This is a genomic window from Streptomyces sp. NPDC054842 (assembly GCF_053611025.1).
On sequence record NZ_JBSGZN010000002.1, the window covers coordinates 130,357 to 153,357 of the forward strand.

Annotated in this window: 21 protein-coding genes and 1 pseudogene; 9 read left to right on the forward strand and 13 right to left on the reverse strand. The window is 68.7% G+C overall.

All coding sequences use genetic code 11. From position 1 onward, the window contains the following. Window positions 1-48 precede the first annotated feature (48 nt). Window positions 49-1,410, forward strand: coding sequence for a hypothetical protein (locus tag ACWGIS_RS02325; RefSeq protein WP_453360542.1), 1,362 nt, complete (start codon window positions 49-51; stop codon window positions 1,408-1,410). 129 nt (window positions 1,411-1,539) lie between these two features. Beyond that, window positions 1,540-1,845: a barstar family protein gene (locus tag ACWGIS_RS02330; protein WP_453360543.1), complete on the forward strand. Its 306-nt coding sequence runs from the start codon at window positions 1,540-1,542 to the stop codon at window positions 1,843-1,845. Between the two features lie 336 nt (window positions 1,846-2,181). On the opposite strand, the gene ACWGIS_RS02335 is transcribed toward ACWGIS_RS02330, so the two are convergent. Next, complete coding sequence (locus ACWGIS_RS02335; protein WP_453360544.1) at window positions 2,182-2,760, reverse strand: TetR/AcrR family transcriptional regulator; 579 nt, start codon at window positions 2,758-2,760, stop codon at window positions 2,182-2,184. A 90-nt stretch (window positions 2,761-2,850) separates the two neighbouring features. On the opposite strand from ACWGIS_RS02335, the gene ACWGIS_RS02340 reads away from it, so the two are divergent. After that, window positions 2,851-3,297, forward strand: coding sequence for an anthrone oxygenase family protein (locus tag ACWGIS_RS02340; RefSeq protein ID WP_453360545.1), 447 nt, complete (start codon window positions 2,851-2,853; stop codon window positions 3,295-3,297). Window positions 3,298-3,756: 459 nt separating this feature from the next. Here ACWGIS_RS02340 and ACWGIS_RS02345 read toward each other — a convergent pair whose 3' ends face one another. After that, window positions 3,757-4,950, reverse strand: coding sequence for an alkane 1-monooxygenase (locus ACWGIS_RS02345; protein WP_453360546.1), 1,194 nt, complete (start codon window positions 4,948-4,950; stop codon window positions 3,757-3,759). Between the two features lie 170 nt (window positions 4,951-5,120). Here ACWGIS_RS02345 and ACWGIS_RS02350 point away from each other — a divergent pair, with 170 nt between their 5' ends. Continuing rightward, window positions 5,121-5,744, forward strand: coding sequence for a TetR family transcriptional regulator (locus ACWGIS_RS02350; protein WP_453360547.1), 624 nt, complete (start codon window positions 5,121-5,123; stop codon window positions 5,742-5,744). Between the two features lie 299 nt (window positions 5,745-6,043). Here the strand turns inward: ACWGIS_RS02350 and ACWGIS_RS02355 are convergent, their stop codons facing one another. Further along, window positions 6,044-6,790 (reverse strand): hypothetical protein, encoded by a 747-nt coding sequence (locus ACWGIS_RS02355; RefSeq protein ID WP_453360548.1) that lies wholly within the window; start codon window positions 6,788-6,790, stop codon window positions 6,044-6,046. Between the two features lie 346 nt (window positions 6,791-7,136). After that, window positions 7,137-7,571, reverse strand: coding sequence for a MarR family winged helix-turn-helix transcriptional regulator (locus tag ACWGIS_RS02360; protein WP_453360680.1), 435 nt, complete (start codon window positions 7,569-7,571; stop codon window positions 7,137-7,139). Window positions 7,572-7,660: 89 nt separating this feature from the next. Between ACWGIS_RS02360 and ACWGIS_RS02365 the strand changes: the two genes are divergently transcribed. Next, the gene (locus ACWGIS_RS02365; RefSeq protein WP_453360549.1) at window positions 7,661-8,497 is read left to right on the forward strand and encodes an alpha/beta fold hydrolase; all 837 of its coding nucleotides are present in this window, start codon (window positions 7,661-7,663) and stop codon (window positions 8,495-8,497) included. Window positions 8,498-8,747: 250 nt separating this feature from the next. Here the strand turns inward: ACWGIS_RS02365 and ACWGIS_RS02370 are convergent, their stop codons facing one another. After that, on the reverse strand, window positions 8,748-9,488 hold the full coding sequence (locus ACWGIS_RS02370) for a class I SAM-dependent methyltransferase (protein ID WP_453360550.1): 741 nt from the start codon (window positions 9,486-9,488) through the stop codon (window positions 8,748-8,750). Window positions 9,489-9,661: 173 nt separating this feature from the next. Between ACWGIS_RS02370 and ACWGIS_RS02375 the strand changes: the two genes are divergently transcribed. Then, window positions 9,662-10,045, forward strand: a complete 384-nt coding sequence (locus ACWGIS_RS02375) for a hypothetical protein (protein ID WP_453360551.1) — start codon at window positions 9,662-9,664, stop codon at window positions 10,043-10,045. 311 nt (window positions 10,046-10,356) lie between these two features. Here ACWGIS_RS02375 and ACWGIS_RS02380 read toward each other — a convergent pair whose 3' ends face one another. After that, complete coding sequence (locus tag ACWGIS_RS02380) at window positions 10,357-11,073, reverse strand: NADPH-dependent F420 reductase (RefSeq protein ID WP_453360552.1); 717 nt, start codon at window positions 11,071-11,073, stop codon at window positions 10,357-10,359. 323 nt (window positions 11,074-11,396) lie between these two features. Here ACWGIS_RS02380 and ACWGIS_RS02385 point away from each other — a divergent pair, with 323 nt between their 5' ends. After that, complete coding sequence (locus ACWGIS_RS02385) at window positions 11,397-13,379, forward strand: hypothetical protein (RefSeq protein WP_453360553.1); 1,983 nt, start codon at window positions 11,397-11,399, stop codon at window positions 13,377-13,379. A gap of 333 nt (window positions 13,380-13,712) precedes the next feature. Here the strand turns inward: ACWGIS_RS02385 and ACWGIS_RS02390 are convergent, their stop codons facing one another. From ACWGIS_RS02390 to ACWGIS_RS02415, 6 genes are all read right to left on the reverse strand, one after another. Then, complete coding sequence (locus tag ACWGIS_RS02390) at window positions 13,713-14,159, reverse strand: hypothetical protein (protein ID WP_453360554.1); 447 nt, start codon at window positions 14,157-14,159, stop codon at window positions 13,713-13,715. Window positions 14,160-14,617: 458 nt separating this feature from the next. After that, window positions 14,618-15,676, reverse strand: a complete 1,059-nt coding sequence (locus ACWGIS_RS02395; RefSeq protein ID WP_453360555.1) for a threonine aldolase family protein — start codon at window positions 15,674-15,676, stop codon at window positions 14,618-14,620. A 15-nt stretch (window positions 15,677-15,691) separates the two neighbouring features. Continuing rightward, window positions 15,692-16,267: a helix-turn-helix domain-containing protein gene (locus tag ACWGIS_RS02400; RefSeq protein WP_453360556.1), complete on the reverse strand. Its 576-nt coding sequence runs from the start codon at window positions 16,265-16,267 to the stop codon at window positions 15,692-15,694. After that, window positions 16,267-16,404 (reverse strand): hypothetical protein, encoded by a 138-nt coding sequence (locus tag ACWGIS_RS02405; RefSeq protein WP_453360557.1) that lies wholly within the window; start codon window positions 16,402-16,404, stop codon window positions 16,267-16,269. The genes ACWGIS_RS02400 and ACWGIS_RS02405 overlap by 1 nt, the downstream gene beginning before the upstream one ends. 334 nt (window positions 16,405-16,738) lie before the next feature. Further along, on the reverse strand, window positions 16,739-17,383 hold the full coding sequence (locus ACWGIS_RS02410) for a LysE family translocator (RefSeq protein WP_453360558.1): 645 nt from the start codon (window positions 17,381-17,383) through the stop codon (window positions 16,739-16,741). Window positions 17,384-17,763: 380 nt separating this feature from the next. Next, a complete protein-coding gene (locus ACWGIS_RS02415) occupies window positions 17,764-18,237 on the reverse strand; it encodes a hypothetical protein (RefSeq protein WP_453360559.1) in 474 nt (157 codons plus the stop codon). Between the two features lie 502 nt (window positions 18,238-18,739). On the opposite strand from ACWGIS_RS02415, the pseudogene ACWGIS_RS02420 reads away from it, so the two are divergent. Further along, window positions 18,740-19,666: pseudogene (locus ACWGIS_RS02420) on the forward strand (ADP-ribosylglycohydrolase family protein); the annotation flags it as partial. 612 nt (window positions 19,667-20,278) lie between these two features. Here the strand turns inward: ACWGIS_RS02420 and ACWGIS_RS02425 are convergent. Next, window positions 20,279-20,428: a hypothetical protein gene (locus tag ACWGIS_RS02425; RefSeq protein ID WP_453360560.1), complete on the reverse strand. Its 150-nt coding sequence runs from the start codon at window positions 20,426-20,428 to the stop codon at window positions 20,279-20,281. Between the two features lie 278 nt (window positions 20,429-20,706). On the opposite strand from ACWGIS_RS02425, the gene ACWGIS_RS02430 reads away from it, so the two are divergent. Continuing rightward, a complete protein-coding gene (locus tag ACWGIS_RS02430; RefSeq protein WP_453360561.1) occupies window positions 20,707-22,965 on the forward strand; it encodes a molybdopterin-dependent oxidoreductase in 2,259 nt (752 codons plus the stop codon). The last annotated feature ends 36 nt before the right edge of the window (window positions 22,966-23,001 follow it).

The window sequence follows — 23,001 nt, forward strand, 5'->3', positions numbered from 1 at the left end:
GCCCTGGGTTGCTCCGTAGGCCGGTGGACGCGGGACTAGGTTGGCCGCATGACGAGCCTCGAGCATCCGCAGCTGTCCGGCCTGGCACGCAACCCAGCGGCTCCCCAGGACGTCCTGATGCGCCTGGCCACCCATAAGGCCGGCCAACACGGCATATCGCTGCGTCGCGGGCGGCTGGACGACGCCGTCGTAGAGGTTCTGCTGACGCACGGCGATGACATCACCGCGGTAAGCCTTCACGGCGACCGGATTTCGCCTGAGCTGCGCCGAAGGGTCGCGGAGCATCCCGATCCGGCGATCCGTGACGCCTTCCCGGACTTCGTCCGCGACATGGTGGACCGTGAGGTGCCGGTCGGCGTGGAGGACCTGGAGGAAGCCTACGGTCGGCCTCGGACGGCACTCGTCAGCGCACCGAGTCCCCGCGTGCGCGCCGCGGTCGCCCGCGCCTGGCACGACCGGCCCCTCGACGTCCAAGTGCGCCTACTCGCGGATCCCGAGCCGCAGGTCCGCGCAGCCGCCACCGAGCATCCGCAACCGGGTGTCCCGCCGGAGTGGAGGCAACGTTGCCTTGCCGACCCTGCTGTGCGCGTCAACGTGGCGCGCTGCGTCCCGCTCACGTCCGAACAGTTCGCGCAGCTGATGCGGAGCGAGGACGAGGAGGTTCACCAGGCTGTCGCCGAGAACCCTCATCTGTCGGCGGAGATGGTGGCCCGGCTACTGGACGTGGACGACCCGCTCGTGTGGGTCGCGGCTGCGCAGAGTCGCCATGTGGACGCAGAAACCCGGGACCGGCTGTATGCGCTCGTGGAAGCCGAGCGCGCGAACGGAAGCATCGATGCCGAGATAGCCCTGAGCTGGAACTTCGCCGAACCGACATGGCTGCGGGAAGCGCCCCTCGACGAGCGGCTGACCTACCTTGATTGCCAACACCCGGCATTCCGCCGGGTACTGGCCTCTTGTCGCGACCTACCTGAAGAGGCATGGCGTCGGCTGGACAACGACCCGGATCTCCTGGTCCGTCGAGCTGCCGCCCGCCGCCCGGACGCGCCCCCGGAGGTCCTGGAGCGGCTTGTACGCGCACAGGGCGACGTGTTCCACATCCGGCCGCTCCTCGTCGACCACCCCAACTTCCCCCGTCGGGTGCTGCGCACGCTGATGGACGAGACCAGCCCGAGCGTGCGCTACCTCGCCCTGCAAGAGCCGGAGCTAGCTGAGCCAGACCTGCAGCAACTCGCCGCCGCTGCGGAGCCCTTCCTGCGCCGCGGGGTCGCACGCCATCCCAACATCACGGACGCGTTGTTGGAGCAGCTGCTCACAGACCCGGATCCCCAGGTGGCCGAGGACGCCGCCGCCAACGCGGTGTTGCCGCCCGCCCGGATGTACCGGATTCTCACGGATGCGGGCTTGTGACTTCACCGTCGGAGGCCGGGCGGAGCCGGTGTTCTCTTTGAGGCCAGGCGGCGGGGCGATCGGTGAGTTGGCCAGGGCTGTCCCTTTGCAGCTTCACCGCCATGGGCGACGGTTGATTACGCTGTCGTGATGGCCAGAAGGACGGAACCAGAGCTGGTGGTCGACCTGCGAGACAGGTCGATCCAGACGCTCGACGATTTCTGGGACGCCGTGACTGAGCCCTGCGGACTGCCGGAGTTGTTCGGCCGGAACACGGAAGCCTGGAGGGACACCATCCAGACACGAGGCGTCTCCGAGGTCATCGACAGCTACGACGTCCTGGTCGTGCACGCGGACAAGCGAGGACTCTTCGCCGCCCGGAACCGAGAGTCCCGAGCCTTGAGAAGTGCCTTCTCGGGGAAACGGTCGCGGCTGGTTGTGCACGAGCTGCTCTGATCAACGCGTCGAGCGGAAAGACCGGATCAGGGTGGACGCCAGTTGCAGGAGTACGCGCCACGTCGGGCAGCTCGACGTGGCCCGCGAGCTGATCGACGGCGGCACCGGTGAATGACACCGTCCTGAGTGCCTGAGTATCCAGCATGGAGGCGCGGTGACAGCCGGCATCCGCATCACCTCGGCGCGGTACGGACTGCCCAACCGGCTGCAATCGTCTGTGCCGGCCGAGGCGGATCAGGCTGCCTGATCGCACGAATCAGCCCTCCTCCGAGGAGTGCAGCCACTTCGTCATCGACATCAACGAGGCCCACGCCGATGGGGAGCGCCGGGTTGGCGTCAAAGCACGGCGAGGCGGTCCACCAACAGTTCCACCCTCTGCTCGGTGTCTTCCGGCGGCAACCGTCCCGCCCGGGTCAGGGTCGCGATCCCGTGCAGGGACGCCCAGAACACCTCAGTGAACAGCCCCGGGTGGACCCCGTTCCCCGCGACTTCGCCGAGGCATTCCTGCAGTGCGGCGAAGGCGTCCTTGAGCGGTTCGGGGGTGTCCTCCTGCGCGTACGCCAGGCCGCCGTCGAGCTGGAACAGGGCGTCGTAGACAGCCCGGTTGCGCTCCGCGAAATCGAGGTAGGCGCGGGCGAGAGCGGTGACCCGGGCGCGTGGACCATTCGCGGAGGAGGTCGCGGCCCGTAGCGCGACGGCCATCTCGGTGGCGCCTTCGAGGGCGACGGCGCCGATGATCTCGCGTTTGCCGCGGAAGTGGCTGTAGAGGACGGGCTGGCTGTATTCGATGCGCTCGGCGAGCCGGCGGGTGGTGACCGCGTCCCAGCCCTGGTCCTCGGCGAGTTCGCGGGCTGTCGACACGATGAGGCGCTCGCGCTCCGCCCGTTCGCGCTCCTTGCGTTCCTTGACCGACATAACTGAATACTAGCACCGCTAGACAAGCGAGCGGCAGTAGTACTAGCGTCACCTTAGAAGCTAGCAACGCTAGATCCTGGAGGGGTCGTCATGCTCAACGCTCTGGAAGTCGTAACCACCGTGGTGGTCGGTGTGATGGTGGGAGTCGAGTTCTCCGTCGCCTTCGTCATCAATCGGATCCTCAACGCCTTGCCCGAGGACAGTGGCCAGCTGGGCCGCGCCCATGGCGGCCGGATGCTCGGCGCCGTGATGCCGGTCTGGTACATCGGCTCGCTCGTCCTCGCCGCGATCTGGGCCGTCGCCGCTTGGGACCGTCCCGGCACCGGCCTCGTCGTCACCGCGGCGGGGCTGCTGATCCTCAGCGTGGTCATGTCGCTCCTGCTGCTCGTCCCGATCAACAACCGGAACAAGACGTGGACTCCCGAGAACCGGCCGGCGGACTGGAAGGAGCAGATGAACCGCTGGGATCGCTGGCACTACGTCCGCGTCGCCGTCATCATCGCCGCCTTCGCCTGTCTGGCGACCGCCCTCGCCTGAGCCCGTGGGGCACCCCGATGTTGGCCTTGCCGTTGAGCCGACTCGGGTGGGCACATGTGCCGCAGGACGGAAAGGCCGTGTCCCTCCCGGCTGTGCCCGCCGGCGAGAGGCCGGAACGCGGAGCCGGCCCGGAGCCTGCACCGGCATCGGCATCGGCATCGGCATCGGGCAGCATTGTGGCGACCGCGGTGCCGCCCGGAGTGTCAAGGGTTCTCCGAGCGGGATGCCGGCCGGGCTCGGCATGGGGAGCCGGGGCGGTGGCCGGTGAACTCAACGTGCGCGGGGCCGTGTTCGGGGTGGGGCCGGGTCGGGAAGCTGCCGAGGCGCGCGTCACGTCGAGTTCCCGCTCGACGTGTGCCGAAGTGACCGTGTCGGGGTCGGAGATGCCGGTGGTTCCGTCACGGACGAGGTGCACGGCAGCCGCGCCGGAAGAGCTCCGCGCGAGGCGCAGTGGTCGCCTCAGACGTTGTGGCGAGAGGTCGGTGTGTCCGGTGGTGCCGGCTTGTACCGGGAGGGGTGAGTGTGCCGCAGGGGCGGATGGACGTTGGCCAGGGACAGGTCACCCTTGTAGTGGTCGGTGAGCCGTGGATCCATGACCCTGCGCCACAGGGGTGTCAGCCAGGCCAGGACGATCATCGTCGCGTACCCGGAGGGCAACTGCGGCGCATCGTCGAAGTGGCGCAGGGTCTGGTAGCGGCGCAGTGGGTTCGCGTGATGGTCGGAGTGCCGCTGGAGCTGGAACAGCAGAAGGTTGCTGATGGTGTTGTCGCTGTTCCAGCTGTGCCGCGGGGTGACGCGTTCGTAGCGGCCATCGGGCCTCTGCCGGCGAAGCAACCCATAGTGTTCGAGGTAGTTGACGGTCTCCAGAAGACAGAAACCCAGTACTGCCTGCAGGAGCAGGAAGGGAAGCACCCTGAGGCCGAATACCGCGGTCAAGGTGCCGAACAGGACCCCGGTTGTGGACCAGGCGGTCAGGACGTCGTTGTGCCTGCTCCACACGGCCCTGCCGCGCCGCCGCAGCCTTCGCTGCTCCAGGTGCCAGGCTGACCGCAGACTGCCGACTACGGTTCGGGGCAGAAATCGCCAGAAGCTCTCACCCAGGCGTGAACTGGCCGGATCCTCGGGGGTGGCCACGCGAATGTGGTGCCCGTGATTGTGCTCGACGTAGAAGTGGCCATAACCGGTCTGCGCGAGCGCCATGCGGCTCAGGCGGCGCTCCAACTGCTCCCGCTTGTGCCCCAGTTCGTGGGCGGTGTTGATGGCTACGCCGGCCACGACTCCGGTGGTGGCGGTCAGTCCCAGGTCTTGTGCGAGGGAGAGGGTGCCGCCGGCCCACTTACCGCAGGCCCATACGAGGGCGCCGAACTGCAGCGGCAGGTAGAGGTAGGTGCACCAGCGGTAGTAGCGGTCCGCCTCCAAAGCCTTCATCACCTCGTCCGGCGGGTTCGACTCGTTCGAGCCCAGCAGATGATCGAAGATCGGGATGAGGACGAAAGCAAAGAAAGGTCCCCACCACCAGAGAAGGCCGCTACCGGTCAGATCGACCAGTCCCAGCGCCTGGAAGGGGAGAGTCGGAACGGCGAGCGCCAAAGGCCAGAAGTGGCGCTTGCGGTCGCGCCATGCGAGCGGCGCACGGGAGTCGCGGTGGGACATGAAGCCTCCTTGGGCAGCGAGCGGCACGCTCCCGCGGTTTCGCCGGCTTACGGTCTCGACGGAGGCACCTTGGGAGAATGCCGAGCGTGCCAGCTCGGTATTCGACTGACAAACACTGCGCCGTGTAAAAGTTCTGATGGGCAGTCAATGGACAGTGAAGGAGGACCCTGGTGACCGAAGCCCTCGATGACCTGCCACCCGATCCGCCACGGATCGCCTGGCGCAAACAGATGCGGGAGAGGGTCCTGCGGGAAGCGTGGCTCCTTTCCACGCAGGCGGGTTGGGACCGGGTGAGGGTGGCGGACCTGGCGCAGCGGGCGGAGGTGTCCCGGCCGTCCATCTACGCGGAGTTCGGTGACCGCGCCGGTATCGGACGGGCGCTCGTGCAGCGCGAAACAGAGCGTTTCCTGCTCGGAGTCGGCGCTGTTCTGGACAGTCACCGTGGGGATGTGAAGGCCGCACTGGAAGCAGGCGTGGGTCACACTTTGGCCGAGGCGAGGAGCAACCCGTTCGTCGCTGCCGTGGTGTCGGCGGCGCAAGGCGGCACGGAGGCTCTGCTGCCGTATTTGAGCAGCAGACCCGAGCCGGTGTTCTCCGAGGCGCGGAAGCTGGTCGGGGCCTGGCTCGACGCGGCAGTCCCTGACACCCCGGGGGACCGCAGAGAAGAGGCCGCGGATCTGGTCGTCCGATTGACCATCAGCCACCTGCTGTTGCCGACGCCGGACGGAGACTCCATCCCGAAACGAGTGGCCCGGGCCGCGCATGCCGTCCTCGAGATGCCAGTCGACGCGTGAACGGCCGATCGGATCCAAACCCCGGGCGGACACCGTGCCGGTCTCAAGCGGACTTCCAGCCTGCCCAGGGTTGCTTCCGCCCGGGGAAGCGCCGGTAGCGGCCGGGGATGCGGCGCTCCGGCACGGCACGCTCAGCAGCGTCACAGGGGCGGGTGTGGCAACGGCGGGGGACCGGGACGCCGGTCGCGTGTCCGCTTTCGGCCAGGGTCAGCCTGGCGCTGGGCAAGCACAGGATCTCCGCCGTGGGCGGCATGATCGCCAGCCCTAGGCGCTGACGACCCCGCTACTGAAACCCCAGGTCAATGGCCGGTTGGCGCCGTGGGCTGAGGCCGGTCGGGTCTGCTGTCGCCCGACGCCGAATGCTCCGCGCAGGCGGCTGTACGGCTCAGGTGTGAACGCAGTGCCCACGCCGCACCCACCACCACGGGCACGGAGACGGCAGGCACGGTCCACCACGGGACGCCCATCCACACCGCCGGCAGTCCCACGCCGAAACATGCCCCCAAGGTGATGAAGAGCAGCGCTTTGCCGTACGGCTTCCAGGTGAAGGGCTGGTAGTTGTGGGGCTTGGACAGCCGCATCGCGCCGAACAAGAACAGCTGGGCCCCGGACAGCCCGGCGAGCACGCCGATGGCCGCGTTCATCTGCAGTTCGTCCCGAGGGGCGTCCGCGGTGTCCTGTCGCACGTCGTCCTTGCTGAGCGTCCGGATGTAGCCGCGCCAGGCGGTCGCCTCGACCCGGTCACCGGGCCGCAGACGCTCCAGAAGCGGCCCGGCGTCTCCGAAGGAGACGGTCCTCCGCCGGGAGCCCTCATCCGTGAGGGTCGCTTCGTAGACGCTCCTCTTGCCAGCAGTCTTGTTCACCGTCTTCTCCACGGTGAGGTGCCACGCGCTCAGACAGTCCGTCTGCCCCTGCTCCAGCGCACCGGCGCTGCACGGTTCGGCCGCGCGGTAGTCCCGGTAGAGCTCCCTGTCGGCAGGCAGCCACCAGGCGAAGACCGCGTAGCACGCGGCGGTCGGCACCAGGGAGAGCAGGAGCAGTAGCACACCGACGAACCGTGCCCGGCGCGAAGGCCGCGTATCAGCGCCCTCACCGCTCGGTCGTCCGCCTGTGTCGCGGGCCAAAGCCATCGTCCGTCCGGTCATCGGGCGCCTCCCATGGCCCCAACTCTCCATCGGTCGTACGAGGGAGGACAACGAGGCAGGGCGGCAGCGTGCGATCAGTGACCGCTTCCGTGCCCCGGCAACGACGTGCCCCGGCCACGACGTCCGCGACCGCTCGCGGATGGGCCGTCCTTGTCGGACAAGCCGCCTTGCACGATGGGGCGTTGGCATGGGGATTCCGCACCCAGCATGACCCGATGCCCGAAAGCCCGCAGGCTGCTCGCGGCGGTCAGGGTGAGCGCAGCTGCCCGGTGGCGTGCAACACCGAGGTCAGGAAGCGACGTACCGTGTCGAGCTCATCCGCCGCGAAGCCGTCCGCCGCTGCCACCACTTCGCCGATGACAGGCCCGAAGAAGGCCCACCCCATCTCGGTGGCCTTGTCCTCCACCTCCAGCAGGACGCGTCGTCGGTCAGCGGTGTCCCGGCTGCGCCGGACCAGCCCGAGCCGCTCGAGCCGATCGACCAGGGCGGTGGTCCCGGCCGAGTTCAGACGCAGTTGCCGGCCCAGCCATCCAGGAGTCGCGAGGACACCCTCGCGGGCCGCGTCCAGCAGATGGATCAGCGCGCGCACGTCGGTGGGGTGCAACCCATTGCGGGCGGCGAACTCGGCACCGAGCAGGTCGAACTCCACGGTCACCGCGCGCAACAGGTGAACCAGATCCATCGGCGACTTCTGTTCGTCCACGCACACTCCAGGAAATCCGGCTTATTATCTCGATGAGCGAGAGTATCGCCCAACGAGAGGAATGCCCAGTGTCCCGGACCGCATTCGACCTCGCCTACGATCAACTCCGCGCCCGCTGGCCGAAGTCCACCGAGGAACGCGACATCGACACGCCATACGGACGCACCCGAGTCCACGCGTACGGGCCGGCCGACGGCACCCCGCTGGTGCTGCTGCCCGGCGGCCTGGCCACCGGCCTGGTCTGGTTCGCCAACGCGCGGGTCCTCGGCCGGAGCCACCGGATCCACGCCGTCGACCTCATGGGCGACGCCGGCCGCACCGAACGCCGTGGCAATGCCCTGCGCAACGCCGATGACCTGAATCTCTGGCTGGACGCGCTGCTCGACCGGCTCGGGGCAGACAGTGCACACCTGTGCGGGCACTCCTACGGTGCCTGGATAGCCGCCAACTACGCTCTGCACGCGCCGAACCGGGTGAGCCGCCTCGCCCTCCTCGATCCCACCCAGGTCTTCGCCGGCTTCCGCCCCGGCTACCTGCTGCGGGCGCTGCCCGCGCTCATCCACCCCACTCAGGACCGGGCCCGCTCGTTCCTGTCGTGGGAGACAGCCCCCATTCATCCCGATGAGACCTGGCGGCGCCTCTACGCTCTGGCCGCCACCGTCCCCGGCCGCAAGATCATCACCGGAAGGCGCCCTCGGGCGGCCGACCTCCGCATGCCGGTACTCGTCCTCCTCGCCGAACGAAGCCGCGCCCACGACATCCGCCGCGTGGCCGACCGCGCCCAGCGAGCGCTGCCCAAGGCCGAGGTGACCGTACTCCCGGGGGCCACCCACCACTCCCTGCCCCTCACGGCACCGGACCAGCTGAACGACCGACTCACCGATTTCCTCAACGGCGCGTCATGACGGGCCTCTTGCTGTGTACCGCACCCCAGGGTGTGATCCCGGTGACTGCCGACCGGCGGAGGTAGCGACTACGTCAAGTCCCGCGACTCTCCAGGGCGAACGGGCTTGCCACTACCAGGCGATGATCATCACGGCCTGCCTGCAACTCTGTTTTCGGCCTGCAACTCTGACCTCTCTGACCTCTCTGACATCGCGGACACGGTTGTTCCTGCCGATGCGGGGATGCCTTCACGTCTCGGCGCGGCGGAACTCACGGTTGGTGAGTCACCCAGAGCAGTTCCGCCGGCCAGCGGTGTGCCCAGTCGGGTGGGTCGGTCTCGTTGTAGCCGTTGGGTGTTCCGGGTTCGGGTCGCGGCTCGATGAGGTCGTCGATGACGAGACCCGCGCCGCGCAGGACCCTGACCCAGTCGCCGTAGGTGAGCTGATAGCTCGTCGCGCCGTCGCCTTCGGCGATGGTGTTCAGCCCGAAGTAGTCCTGCTGCAGCGTCGTGGTCACGCGGCTGGCGGCTTCGTCGTAGCAAGCTTCGAACCATGGGCTGGCGACGTTGAACACCAGGCGCCCGCCTCGGCGCAGGACACGAGCGGCTTGCGGGACGACGAGGTGCGGGGGTGCCCAGCTGAGCCCACCGAAGTCGCAGAACACCAGGTCGAAGCTGTCGGCGGCGAAGGGGAGTTGTTCGGCTGCGCCTTGCACCAGCGGGAAGCGTGCCGGTCCCATCGCTCTTGCTGCGGCGGCGAGTTGGGCTTCGGACAAATCCATCCCGACCATGGTGGCGCCCTCGGCGGCGAGCGCCCTGGACCACTGGCCGGCGCCGCAGCCGAGTTCGAGGACGCGCTTGCCGGTGACGTCGCCCAGGGCGTGCAGGTGCGTGTCGGGGATGGAGTACATGCCCCAAAGCCGTGGTGCGGCGCCGATTTGCGGGTCGTGCTTGTCCTGGTAGGTGCTGCTGATCCGGTTCCAGAGCCGCCGATTGGCGGGGATGCTGTCCACGTGCCGACTCCAGCACTGCCTGCCGGGGGCGGTCAACACGATTAGGGCACCGGCCGGCCCTCGCCTCGGTCCGGCCCTTGGCCCCGCCCATGATCCGCCGGACCAGCCCTCGCGTCGCATCAGGCGACGTTGGCCCTTTTCTCGCCGTGGTCGCAGGTCCGTATCCTCGTCGAATGCACTCGCATCGACGCTTCGAGAACCCGCCCGCGCTGCCTCACGAGATGGTGGTCGAGACGTTGGAGAGGGCGCTTCGCGACTCCTCGCACGAGGGTGAAGCGGCAAGTGTCCTGGTCGGGAGCGCGTTGAACGACGAGGACTGGGAGTTCGTCGAGCATTGGTGCGTGCAGGTCGGAACGCGGGCCGTGCCGGGGAGTCCTCTACTCGGCCTGGCCGGCCTCTGCCTCGGACATACCGCCCGGCGCTTCGGACATCTCAGCGCCGAGGCCGTCGCGCTCGTGGAGTCGCTGGCTGCGCGGGCCGAGGCGGATCCCAAGGACGTGGACGGTCGGGCCCTCGACGGCCTTGATGACGCCCGGAGCTTCCTGCATCTGTGGTGAGGGCAGCTGTCACAGCGAGAGTCAGACAGCGCTCGCCCTGGCTATGACATCGTTCAGGCGCTTGCCGGTGGCGTGCTCGTCCGGCCAGATCATGTGGCGGCGGATCATGCTGTCCTGGGCCTTGTGGGCGGAGCGGGGTGGCCGTTGCCGCCCAGAACGAAGTAGCGAAGTAGTGAAGGGGCGTGCAGTGAGCCTGCCGCCGCTTCAGCCAGGAGGTGTTCGTCGGGCATTGGGCCATCTCGACGTTGTCCGTCTCAGCCAGTGCGCGACCTGTCGGAGCCGCCTGGCGGCCGGGTGGGGTGAGCAGGACCCTAGCGGACCACTTTGAGGCCGAAGTGACCGCCGAATTGGTAGCCGAGGGCGAAACCGATGGCGGAGTGCAGGTGGGCGTACATCTCCATGCCGCGGGCGCTGACGAGCGGACCGAGGTCGAGGATGTCTGACCAGCCGTAGTCCTTCAACAGGGCGGTGGTCTCTTCCTTGGCCTCGGGGTGGTCGCCGGCGAGGAACATGGTGTGCTCGCCCTGAGCGAGCGCCTTCGGGTTCACGACGGTGGTCTGCTCCTGGGTGACGAAGGACTTCACGACATGGGTGCGGGGCAGGGCGCGCTGGATCTGCTCGGCGAGACTGTCGGTGTCGCACGGCTCCAGCTTCGGCATGACTCCCCAGGGGGTGGGCCAGGGGTGCTCGGTCCGGTGCTCGTACATGTAGGGGACGGCATAGTCGATGAGCGTCTTGTCCGCGACCTGGTCGGCGATGGCGGAGAGGGCAGCGACAGCGTTGTGGCCGTCGATGCCGTTGATCACCAGCTCGCCGGCGGCGGCAGCGTCCCCGAAAGGCAGCAGGGTGAGGTCCGGGTGCTGGGCAAGGAACTCCCTGTAGGGGGCGTTACCCATCATGTCGGGCTCACTGCGAGCCAGGGTGGCCTCCACATCGCGGGTGCCGGCGCATACCTCGTGGCCGAGTTCGAGCAGCCTCGCGGTGTGTGCGCGGGCACCACCACCGGTACCAAGGACAGTGATCTTCACGGGCCATGCCTCCCTCAGACGGTATCGACATCACCGACGTTAGGCACCCCGGCGGAAATGCGCTCTTTGTGCTGCTCAGGGTTTCGGCGACTGGTGTGACACGCCAGTACGCCCATGCCTCACTCGCTGCCAGTAGGGCGCTCCTCTATGCGCCGGAATCCTCGGCGGCCAGCCGTACTCGTCCGGGTGGGGTAGTCCGGCCGCGCATGCCCCGCTGAAGCCGCCGCGACGACGACCGTCTCGATGACGAGCATCGACAACGAGACGGGTGAGGACCGCCGTCGGGCGGGCCGAACGGCATCGCGGCTGATGAGGTGCACGTCGTGAGGACTGGTTCGCTTGGCCTGCGAGCCTTGTTCCACACGCGAGTCGGCGGGGATCATCACTGCGTGCGACACCGAGAGAGACTTCACGAACTGCTCCTGCACGCCGGACTCACGGTCATCGAGGACGTGCGCCCGGGCAGCCTGTTCCCGCCGGAGGCCGGCTGGCGGATCGCACGGGGAATCGCGGCCCCGGACGGCACGGACCGGGAAACGCTCGACGCCGTCTGGTGGCGCCGCCTCGCAGATGCCGACGGCGAGTTCCTGGTGGCTGTCCTCGGTCTTCGGATCGGCGGCAACGATTCCTGGTGGACCCGGGTCCGCTGCGCCGGCGGTGTGCCGGGGCTGACCGGCGACCCCGGCTTCGTGGCGCTCTCCCTCGACGGACAGGTGCTGGTGGCGAAGGTGCCCGGTGCGGACGGGCCTCGCGTGACGGCCATCGACCGCCTGCCGGAGCGGCTGGAGGCGGCCGCCACGGCTGCCGGGCGCGAGACGGAGGCCGAGCGCACGGAGGTGTGGGCGGCGGTCCCCGGCACGCCCGCATGGCCTCTGCACTGGACGGAGGGGATCGGATCCAATCCTGCTGCGCCTGATGAACTGCTGATCCGGCTGCTGGATGTGGATCCGGGCTTCCTGCACGACTGCGACCGTCCCCAAGTACTCGACGCCGCAATTGCGCATGCTGATCCGCAGGTGCGCTCAAGACCCGCGGACACCTTCCGGCCCAAGCTCACGTCCGATCAGTGGATAAGCCTGGTCCGTGCCGAACCGTCGCCGAGCCGGCGCGTGCTCTGGGCCGAGCATGCCTGCGCTTGGGGCGTCGAACTTCCCTGGGACCTGTACGACGACCTCCTCGCCGGCCCGTCCCGCGCCCAGGCCGCCCAACTCCCGGGGCTTCCCACACACCACCTTCCCAGCCTCGCGGACGACGCCGATCCCCAGGTGCGGGCAGTTGCCTGCGGCCGATGGGAAGACCTGGCGGAGCCGCTGCGAGTGCGGCTGCTGGCCGACACCGACGACGCGGTGCGTACGGCGGCGCTGCTCGCCGACCACACGTGCACTCCTATGCCTCGCGATGTCTATGCCGCGCTTCCCGCGCCTCGGCTCGCTCTCGAAGGGTGCCGTCTCGCGCCCGAGTTGGAGACGGAGCTGGTTCGGGTCGGGGACCTGGAGGTACGCCGAGCGCTGGCCGCCAACCCGCGGCTCAGTGCACAGGGCGTCGCCGTCCTGGCGGAGGACCCGACCGACGACGTCCGCTCGACAGTGGCATTGCGGCCCGACCTCGACGAGGAGCGGCGTGCCGCGGTGCGCTACAACTTCGACCTGGGGTCGATGTCACGAACTCTGCCTTGGGTCACATGCCTCCACGGTGACGCCGATGCCATGCGCCGTCTCGCCGGATCGTCCCATCCCCTCATCCGCCGAAGCGTGGCTCGTGCCCGGCATCTTCCACCGGACGTCGTGGAACGGCTGGCGAGGGACCAGGACCGGACGGTCCGCCTGTTCCTCGCCGAGTCGTGCGATGACGCGCCGGCCGAGATGCTGTTGGAGGTCTGGCGGTGGTGGGACGGCAGCTTCACTTACCCCGATCGCCCCCGCAGCCACCCCAACTTCCCCCGTAGGGGCCTGCTGCGCTACGCCGGTGACCCCGAGGGGCGGATGCGCCGTCTGGCCCTGGACGATCCCGAGTCGACGCCTGCCGACGTCGCACGTCTCGTCCGAGACCCGGAAGCCGAGGTGCGCCGCCGCGCGGCCGCGGATCCCCGGCTGTCACCGGCCGACGCGGTGCGGCTGCTGAACGACCCAGCGGCCTACGTCCGCGAGACCGTGATGCGCAAAGGGCCATTGCCGGCCCGCGTCCTTGCCGCGCTGCTGCACGACCGCGACACGGCCTGCGAGGCGGTCACCAATCCCGCGATCCCGGTGCCGGTTCTGCGCCGCCTCCTGGACGCGGCAGCGGCCGCCGTGTCAGCCCGGCGCTGAACACCGCCAGGCACGGCGCCGGGCGACCGCACTGCGTACGGCGTACGGATGTATCCGGTTCGACAGAGTGCCGTGGCAGCCTGGCGGAGGGGGCCGACGGTACTCGTCACACGCGGCCGCACCGCGGCTTGTTCCCACGACTGGTGGACAGGCCTCAGGCGGCCATCGCCAAGGGGTGCGCCGAGCGCAACGAGGGAGAGGCAGCCGACACGAGAAGGGTCCTCACCGACCGGCTCAGGGGTGCCCCCGCAAGATCTTGGCTCCGAACTGAGCTGAAGCGCGACGGTCACAAAGGCAGGCTTGTTGTCACCGAGGTCGGCGGCCCCTCTTCCTTCACGAAGAGTCTTGCCCGCAGAACCCGGAGTCTTTTCCATCGGCGGGTCGATGTCGTCGGCGTTCCGGAAGCCGTGTGATCGTGGCGCTCACTGCCAGCCCAAGCGTGAAACCGACAGCTGAGCCAACGCCGTGCGCCCAGGCATCGTCGAGGGAGCCGGGCAGGACGGTTCTTGTGAGCCGGCTGGCAATCGACAGGACGGTTACCGCGGCCAGTATGGCCGTCCAGCGGTACCGCACCCCGTCGATGATGTCGCCATAAAAGAGGAGCAGGAGTCCCATGCCGAACTCCTCGTCCCAGCCGATCGCAGTGAGCCCGGCCCCGAAGGCAAGCGCGAACAGCCAGAGGTCCACCAGTTGCCGGGCGAACGTGGGCGGCTGCCGCCTTGCACCACGCGGGGGCCGCAAGAACCGTGTGATGTGCTGGATCACCGCGTACTTCTGCATGACTCGCGTCCCGATCCCCCGGGGTGGCCGACTTCTGCCGACGCTCAGTAGTAGGACGCACAGGAGCGGGCCGCGGTTGTGGTGACGTGACACCGGATGTCCTCTCGGGGAGCCAGAGGCTGTCGATCTTCGCCTCTGGTGTAAGAGAGGCTGCCGAATGAGCAGGGATCTTGAAACGTGCTCAATGACCTGTCATTTGTCCGTCACCCGGCGAGGATGACGGCTGAAGCCACTATGGGCCTTCGCCGCGTAGACGATCGTCCTTCACAGCCACGCCCTTTTGCCCTCGGGGTTCGGTTCGCACGACCGCCGCCGCACCGTGCTGGTTCGGCGGCGGGTTCGTGCGGGCAGGCGCTTGGCAGTCGCGTCAGCTTCCGACTTCGGACGCGGTGACGGCGGTCGTCAGCAATCTGCCCCGAGGGCACGGTGCCCCGGGGCCTCCGCTCTGTCGAGGGCTGTCAGGTGGCGAGGCGGCGTACGGCCTCCAGGAGAGCGTCGACGTCGTGCTCGGTGGTGGAGAACGAGGTGACGAAGCGGCAGACACCCGGTTCCCAGCGGTCGTGGTAGAAGGTGAATCCTTCGGCCAGGAGTTGGTCGATGACCGGCTGGGGCAGACGGCAGAAGAGGATGTTGGCCTCCACGGCATGCACCAGCTCGGCATCGGGGAGGGCCTTGAGCCCGTTGCCCAGACGTTCGGCCATCGTGTTGGCGTGGGCGGCGTTGCGCAGCCACATGCCGTCGGTGAGATAGGCGTCGAGCTGGGCGGACTGGAAGCGCATCTTGGAGGTGAGCTGGCCGGTCCGCTTGGTCCTGAAGGACAGTTCCGGGGTGAGGGATCGGTCGAAGACGACGATGGCGTCGGCTGTCATGGTGCCGTTCTTGGTCGCCCCGAAGGACAGGACGTCGATGCCTGCCTGCCAGGTCAGCTCGGCCGGGGTGCAGCCCAGGGCGGCGACGGCGTTGGCGAAGCGGGCCCCGTCCATGTGGACGCGCAGGCCCGCGTCCTTGGCGATACGGGCCAACTCCCGTACCTCGCCCAGGGTGTAGAGCGCGCCGGTCTCGGTGGCCTGGGTGATGCTGAGCACGGAAGGCTGCACGCTGTGCACGTCGCCGATCCTCCGCGTCGCCGCCGCGTGCAGCTGGGCGGGGTCGATCCGCGCGTCGTCACCGAGCAGGGGAACGAGCTTGGCCCCGCCCGTGAAGAACTCCGGCGCGCCGCACTCGTCGGTGTTGATGTGGCTGTCACGGTGGCACAGCACACTGCCCCAGGGCGGGGTGAGGGCGGCCAGGCTGAGGGCGTTGGCCGCGGACCCGGTGGACACGGGCAGGATGTCGACTTCGCGTTCGAAGACCTCGGCGAAGCGTGCGCGGGCGCTGGCGGTGAACCGGTCGGCGCCGTAGGGAAGTTCCTGGCCGACGGCCGCGGTGGTGACGGCCTGGACGATCTCCGGGGAGGCGCCGGCGGCGTTGTCGCTCGTGAATATTCGCTGGGGCGTGGTGGAGGTGAGGACGTTCATGTTCAGAGGTGTCTTTCAGGTAATGATGGGGGAGGCGATGACGACGGTGACGTCGGCCGCCACGGGGCCGGTGCGGTAGACGTGCGGGGCGTCTCCCGCGAAGGCGAGCAGGGAGCCGGCGTGCAGGTCCGTGAGGGCGTCGGCGGGTCCGGCAGTGAGGTGACCGGAGGAGACGAGCAGGTGCTCGATGGTGCCGGTGGCGTGCGGTACGCCGTCCAGGTGTGTGCCGGGGGGCATGCGCAGCCGCCAGATCTCCAAGCTGTTGCCGCTGCTGATACGGCGCAGCAGTTCGCGGCCCACTTCGCCGTCGGCCAGGTCGGTGCCGGGTACGAACACCGGCCCCGGGTCGGTGTCGCGGGCCAGGAGGTCGGTCAGCGGGATGCGTAGGGCGACCGCGAGGGCATCGAGTGTTTCGATCGTCGGGTTTCCCCGGCCGGCCTCCAGCTTCGACAGCGTCGCCTTGCCCAGGCCCGCCCTGCGGGCCAGCTCCGCACTGCTCATGCCACGCTGCTCCCGGCGCCGACGGATCTGCGCGCCGACCGCGATCGCGGTGCTGCTGGCAGGCCGGCGTTCTCCCGGCGGCGGCGTCATCACCGCTCCCGGTGGGTGGCGCTGTAGGAGACGTGCTCGACCGCCACCCAGGGTGTGCCCTCCCGTTCGCCTACGGCAGCGATGTGAGTCTTGGCCTGCTCTTCGTACGTGTCCGCGTAGTAGGCGGGGACCTGCATGGCACCCTCACATTGATTGATGAACTCTACGTTCACTATACCGAACGATGTATGCAGCACTAGAACGGCCTCGCATCACGGGAACGGATGCCGGATCAGGGGGCTGAGGGTGGCGGAGTCGGGCGTCCCTCGGAGGTACGAGGCGGTGAAGGCGTAAACGGATCACGCGTGTGGTCGAGGAGCGGGCGGCCCGGGGACGCTCAAGGCCGTTCCCGGCCCACCCGACCAGGTGCCGGCGCTTGTAGGCGCCCTTGCAGGGCTGGGCAGCCGCCTGCGGGCTTCCGGACCTGACCAGGAACACCCAAGTTCATGATCACCGTGACGCGAGGCTGAGTCAGGCCGAGGCGGGCGTGCGGGTCAGCGCGGTGCGCAGCGCGAAAAGGCCGAGCAGGCCACCCGACGTGAACCGCTGGGCAGCCATCGCGCGAGGCCGGGCGGCCAGAAAGCCCGACACCCGTGCTGCGCCCAACATGATTACAGCGTTCACCGAGATCCCCACGATGACCTGCACGCCACCGAGCTGGAGCAACTGCCCCCAGGCCGGGCCGGCATGGGGGTCCAGGAACTGGGGCAGGAGCGCGGCGTACATGAGGGCGATCTTGGGGTTGAGCAGGTTGGTGAGCAGCCCCATGGAGAACAGCCGGGCGTCCAAAACCCGGGGCAGGTCCTGTGCTGGGGCAAACGGCGAGCGGCCTCCGGGCTTGAGCATGCCCCAAGCGAGGTAGGCCAGATAGGCGGCCCCGGCAAGCTTGACCACCATGAACGCCACCGGCACGGCAGCGAACAACGCCGAAAGACCCGCAGCCGCGGCCACCAAGTAGCAGACGAAGCCCACGGCCGTCCCGCTGAGGCTGACGAAACCCGCCCTGCGGCCCTGGGTAATGGCGCGGGAGGCGAGGTGAACCATGTTCGGCCCCGGAGTGAGGGCCATGCCGAATTCGATGAGGGCCACTCCTCCGACTGCGGTCAGAGTGATCACCGGTCAACCTCCTGGTCGTTCGTCGGGCGCCTGAGACGAACTGGGTTGCCCGCGTGCGACAACCTACTACGCCGCCTCGGCAGAGCCTGCTTCGCCGTATGTGAAGCACGGCCACGCGCGTGCGCTGCGCGCCCCGGCGGCAGCCGAGTTGAGACGACACTCGGTGATGGGTCGTCAGCGGCGCGGGACGTCTGACGCCCTCCCTTCTCACCGGCTCGAAGCGAGGGGCGACTCGTGGAACCAAGCAGGCTTGAGTACCTCAGTCGTGCAGGTCACGCTCGCAAGGCGTTGCCGTCGCCTGATGTCAGGGGTGGGTGCGCACGCAGGCGGCTTCGAGATCGTCGGCGTGGCAGCTGATGTGGGCGCAGTCCGCGCCGGACTTACGGCGTGGTTCCGGCGAGGCCGCCCACCGTGTAGGTGTCGTAGATGTCGAGGAGGTCCTCATCGGCGTCGAGCACAACCTCTGGGGCCATGCGGCACACCAGCGCCGACAGCCGAGTCAGTGCCGTCATCCCCGGCCCCGCATCTCGCCCCATCAGCGGACTCGCGTGAGGCCATTCGTCCTTGAGCTGCGCGAAGCAGTCACGGCGTGAGCGTTCCTCCGACACCTGGGCGCGGTCGTCCTGGACGTGCCAGAGCCCTTCGGTGGGAATGCGCCGGCAGGCCCGCACGAGACAACGACGCGCCTGCGGGTGCATAGCCTCCCAGGACTTCGGCAGGGCCAGTCCGCCGACCGCCTCCCAGGCCAGCGCCTCTGCCTCCTCGAGGTTCTCGGCCGCCAGGCTGACTGCCGTGAGCGTGTAGGGAGGTTCCTCCTGCCATACGTGCGCGTAGACGATCTCTGACCTGGTCATCCGATGCACATCTCTCGCTATCCCGAGGAGTAGTTGCCGTTGTACTTCAGCACTCCCGGCAGGATCGCGAACGGCCCATCCATTCGATCGGGTCGCTCGCGCTAGCCGGAGCACGCCTTCACCCTGCACGACTTGCCGGGCGGAAGGATGCCTCGGCCTGGTGAGTACGGCGTCGCAGTGGAGCGGCTTATCATCGCGTTCTTTGGCATGGCGGAGGCCACGGCTCTGACGTGGCGGTATCTGCCAGCACCCCAATGAGGGAGTTGCGTAGCTGTGCATGACCGTCATCGCAGATGGCCAGCAGACGGTTCCTGTGACCGAGGAGCCTGTGATGGGGGCCCTTGCTCAGAGTGACTCCGCACCGGCGCCGGGGTGCGGGCAAGAATGGAGGCATGGCCGGTGTCCGGGACGCGAAGGAACGGCCGGGCACCTCGGCTGGCGCTCGGCCCCGCCCTGCAAAAGCCTGTACCGTCGCGGCCCCGAAATTGGCAGGATGGCGGCGATGACCACTGAACCCAACTCCCCTTCCTTTCACTCCGACTTCCTTTCGCTCGACCACCGTTCGATCGCTCGTGACACGCTGCGCGGGTTGGCGGTGGGTGACGCCTTCGGTGCCCAGTTCTTCGTACCCGACAATCTCCCGTGTCTGCGGGAGCGCCGGCTGCCGCCTGGCGAGTGGCCGTGGACGGACGACACGGAGATGGCCTGCTCGGTCTTCGGCGTCCTGCGCAGCCGCGGCGCCGTCGACCAGTACGACCTGGCGCACCGCTTCGCCCGCAGGCACGACTTCGACCGGGGCTACGGTCCGGCGATGAACAGGCTGCTGCGGCTGGTCCGTGAAGGCGGACGGTGGGCGGAGCTGGCGGCGGGACTGTTCGACGGCCAGGGGTCGTGGGGCAACGGGGCAGCGATGCGCGTTGCACCTCTGGGCGCCTGGTTCGCCGTGGACCTGGGCGAGGCGGCTGCCCAGGCCGGACGGTCGGCGCGGGTGACACACACGCATCCCGAGGCGGTGGCCGGGGCGATCGCGGTCGCGGTGGCCGCCGCCTGTGCCGCGCGCGGGCGTGTACAGCCGGTGACGGGAGCCCAGTTGCTCGCCACGGTGGAGGAAGTGACCCCACCCGGGCAGGTCCGCTCGGGCGTGGCCGAGGCGCGCCGCCTGCTGGAACAGCCGCACGCCGCGTACGCGGCGCACCGCTTGGGCAACGGGCGGCAGGTGAGTGCGGTGGACACCGTACCGTTCGCCCTGTGGTGCGCGGCCCGGCACCTCGAGGACTTCGAGGAGGCACTGTGGGCATGTGCATCGGCCGGTGGGGACGTCGACACCACCTGCGCGATCGTCGGTGCCATCGTCGCCGCACGGGTCGGCACGGCGGGTGTCCCCACAGCATGGCGCGCCGCTTGCGAAGCACTGCCCGACTGGGTGACTGAGGACGCACTCGGCGAGGACCTCGGCCGCGCCGCGCTCCGCCGCGAGATGACGCCGCTGCACCGTCCCGAACCCATACCGGTTCCGGACCTGGAGTTCAGTCCCGGGCAGTGGCAGCGGGTCCGGCACGGCATCCGGGCACAGAGCATGGACGAGAAGTGGAACGCGTACGTGGAAGGCGACCAGCTCGCGCTGCACCGCAGTTGGACCGGACGCGGAATCTACCGGATGACCGTGGCCGAGGGGTCCTCGGGCCGGTGGCGGCTGGTGGACGCGCTGGTCGAGTCTGACCCGGAGCGCTACCGCCGGCGCAGCGGGGAGGCGGAGAGCGCCTTCCTCGAATTCTTCCTGCGCGGTTGGTACATGGATGATGCCCGGCCCGAACTGTGGCAGCGCTATCAGGAGTTGCGGCGAGCGGAGTCCACGCCCCGACCTGCGGCCGACTGACGAACCTGGTCCTCCGGCAGCGGCGGCAGCTTGCCCCCTCGTCCTCGAAGTGTTCGTGGACGGCCGCGCCGGAGATCCACTCCGGCGCCTCCCGCCGTGCCCGGTCCCGCTGCTCGGATGTCCGTTGGCCGGGCAGCCGGCAGGGCGCTACGGATCAGCGTGGCGTCAGTGCGGCGCGCGAGGTGGTGTGAGGATCTCCTCGCGGAGCGAGGAGCTGTTGGTGGTTCGGGCCAGGGTGAGCGCGCCGAGCACGGTGCACAGCTGCGTGGTGCGGTCCGAGTCCTCAGTGGTGAGCCACTCGGCGAAGTCGCCCACTCCTTCGGTCGTCCGCTGCCACCCACGCACACCCGTTCAGTCGTCGTCCTGGCCAACATCAACCGCCGCTTTATTCATAGTTCTGGTTATTCGAAAGTGCGGAATGGGCTTTTTGGGTGGCCGGACGTGAGCGCGCGGTGGGGTTGAGCAGCAGGGGACAAGGGAAGTCTCCGCCCTGCAGACCGTCGGCTCGAGTGAGGTCCCTGTTGCATGCGCAGCAGCCGTCGTGCGCCAGCGAGGGGTATTCCAGGGGGAGTTGGTTCAGGGTGGAACGGCGCATGTCGGTTGCGACCCACTGGGGCAGCTTCATCGCGGTGATCGATTCCGGCCGGCTGGTGCGAATCGAGCCGAGGAGCGATGACCCAGCGCCGTCGCCCATCGGTCCCGGAATGGTGAGGGCCGCCGACGACAGTGCTCGCGTGTTGCGCCCCGCGGTGCGCAGGGGCTGGCTGAACGGCCTGCCGCGCGCCGCCGATACGGCCAGAGGCGCGGACGCCTTCGTGGAGGTGAGCTGGGACGACGCCATCACGATGGTCAGCGACGAACTGCTTCGAGTGCGTGCTCAGCACGGCGACAGTGCGGTCTTCGGCGGATCCTACGGTTGGGCGAGTGCGGGCGCTTTCCACAACGCGCAGGGGCAACTCCAGCGTTTCCTGGCGCTGGGAGGGGGATACACCGACTCTCGCAACACGTACAGCACCGCGGCTTTGGAGGTCATCCTCCCGCACGTGATCGGGGGGCATCCGTGGAGCTACCAGTCCCGGATGCCGATGTGGGACGAGATCGCGGAGAACTGTGAACTGGTCGTCGCCTTTGGGGGACTGGCCCTCAAGAACAGCCAGATCAACCCTGGGGGGCTGGCCAGGCACCAGACGCAAGGCCTGCAGCGCCGGTGCCGTGAGGCCGGGGTGCGGTTCGTGAACGTCAGCCCCATCCGCAGCGACGTCGCCGGCTTCCTCGACGCGGAGTGGCTGCCTGTCGTCCCCAACACCGACACCGCCGCGATGCTCGGCATCGCCCACACGATGCTGGTCAACGGATGGCACGACGAGGACTTCCTTCGCCGGTGCTGCGTCGGATTCGACCGTTTCGCCTCGTACCTGGTCGGCGAGTTCGATGGCGTCACCAAGGACGCCGCCTGGGCGGCGGAGATCACGGGCATCAGCCGCGAGACGCTCATCGACCTCGCTCGCCGCCTCGCCACTCAGCGGTCGCTCATCATGGTCAACTACGCGGTGCAACGGGCAGACCACGGCGAACAGCCGATCTGGATGTCCGTCGTGCTGGCCGCCATGGCGGGCTCGATGGGCCGTCCCGGCTGCGGCTGGGGCGCGGGTTACGCGACGATGGACGCGACCGGCGTTGCCCCAGGCCGCCCCTCCGTGGCGACGATGCCCAGTGTTCCCAACCCCGTCGCGGACTTCATCCCGGTGGCGAGGATCGCCGACACCCTGCTGCATCCGGGGAAGACCATCGACTACGACGGACAGCGCCTCACGCTGCCCGAACTTCGCCTGGTCTACTGGTGCGGAGGCAACCCGTTCCACCACCACCAGGATCTCCACCGGCTGGCCCGCGCCTGGCAGACCCCTGACACGGTGGTGGTGCACGAAGCCTGGTGGAACACCACGGCGAAGTTCGCGGACATCGTGTTACCCGTCGCCACCACCCTGGAGCGCGACGACTTCGCCGCCGGATTCTCCGACCCCCACCTCGTCGCGATGCCCAAGGCGCGCGAGCCGGAGGGCGAATCGCGCACCGACCACCAGATCTTCGCCGCCTTGGCCTCCCGGCTCGGCTACGAGCAGGACTTCACACAGTCGCGTTCCGAGCTCGAATGGGTCCGGCACCTCTACGAGAAGACGAGGGCCGAACTCGGCGACAAGGCCGCCCTGCCGGGCTTCGACGACTTCTGGCGTCACTCCACCGCTGAGCTGCCGGCGCTGACCGGACCGTTTCCCGGCAGTTTCGCGGCGCTCCGCTCGGATCCGCAGCGCTTCCCCCTGCCGACACCTTCGGGCCGGATCGAGATCTACTCCGAGGAAATCGACTCGTTCGGCTACGACGACTGCGCCGGACATCCGACGTGGTTCGAACCTCAGGAGTGGCTGCACGCCGACCTCTCGGAACGATTCCCGCTGCACTTGATCTCGAATCAGCCCGCCTCACGCCTGCACAGCCAGTACGACAACGGCGGCCACAGCCTCAGTTCGAAGATTCATGGGCGTGAGCCCGTGACGCTCAACCCGGTGGACGCCGCGTCGCGCGGCATCGAGAACGGCATGGTCGTGCGCGTCTACAACGACCGAGGCTGCTGTCTGGCGGGCGCGGTCCTCTCGGACGACGTCATGCCAGGCGTCGTGCAATTGTCCACGGGAGCGTGGTGGGACCCGGTCCGGCCGGGCCTGGGCGGAACATTGGACCGCCACGGAAATCCGAACGTCCTCACCGCGGATCGGCCATGCTCGCGCCTTTCCCAGGGCCCGAGTGCCCTCAGCGCGCTCGTCGACGTCGAGTTGTACGGCGATCCTTCCTGACGTGCTCGCCTTCACGCCACCCGGCCTCGAACGTTG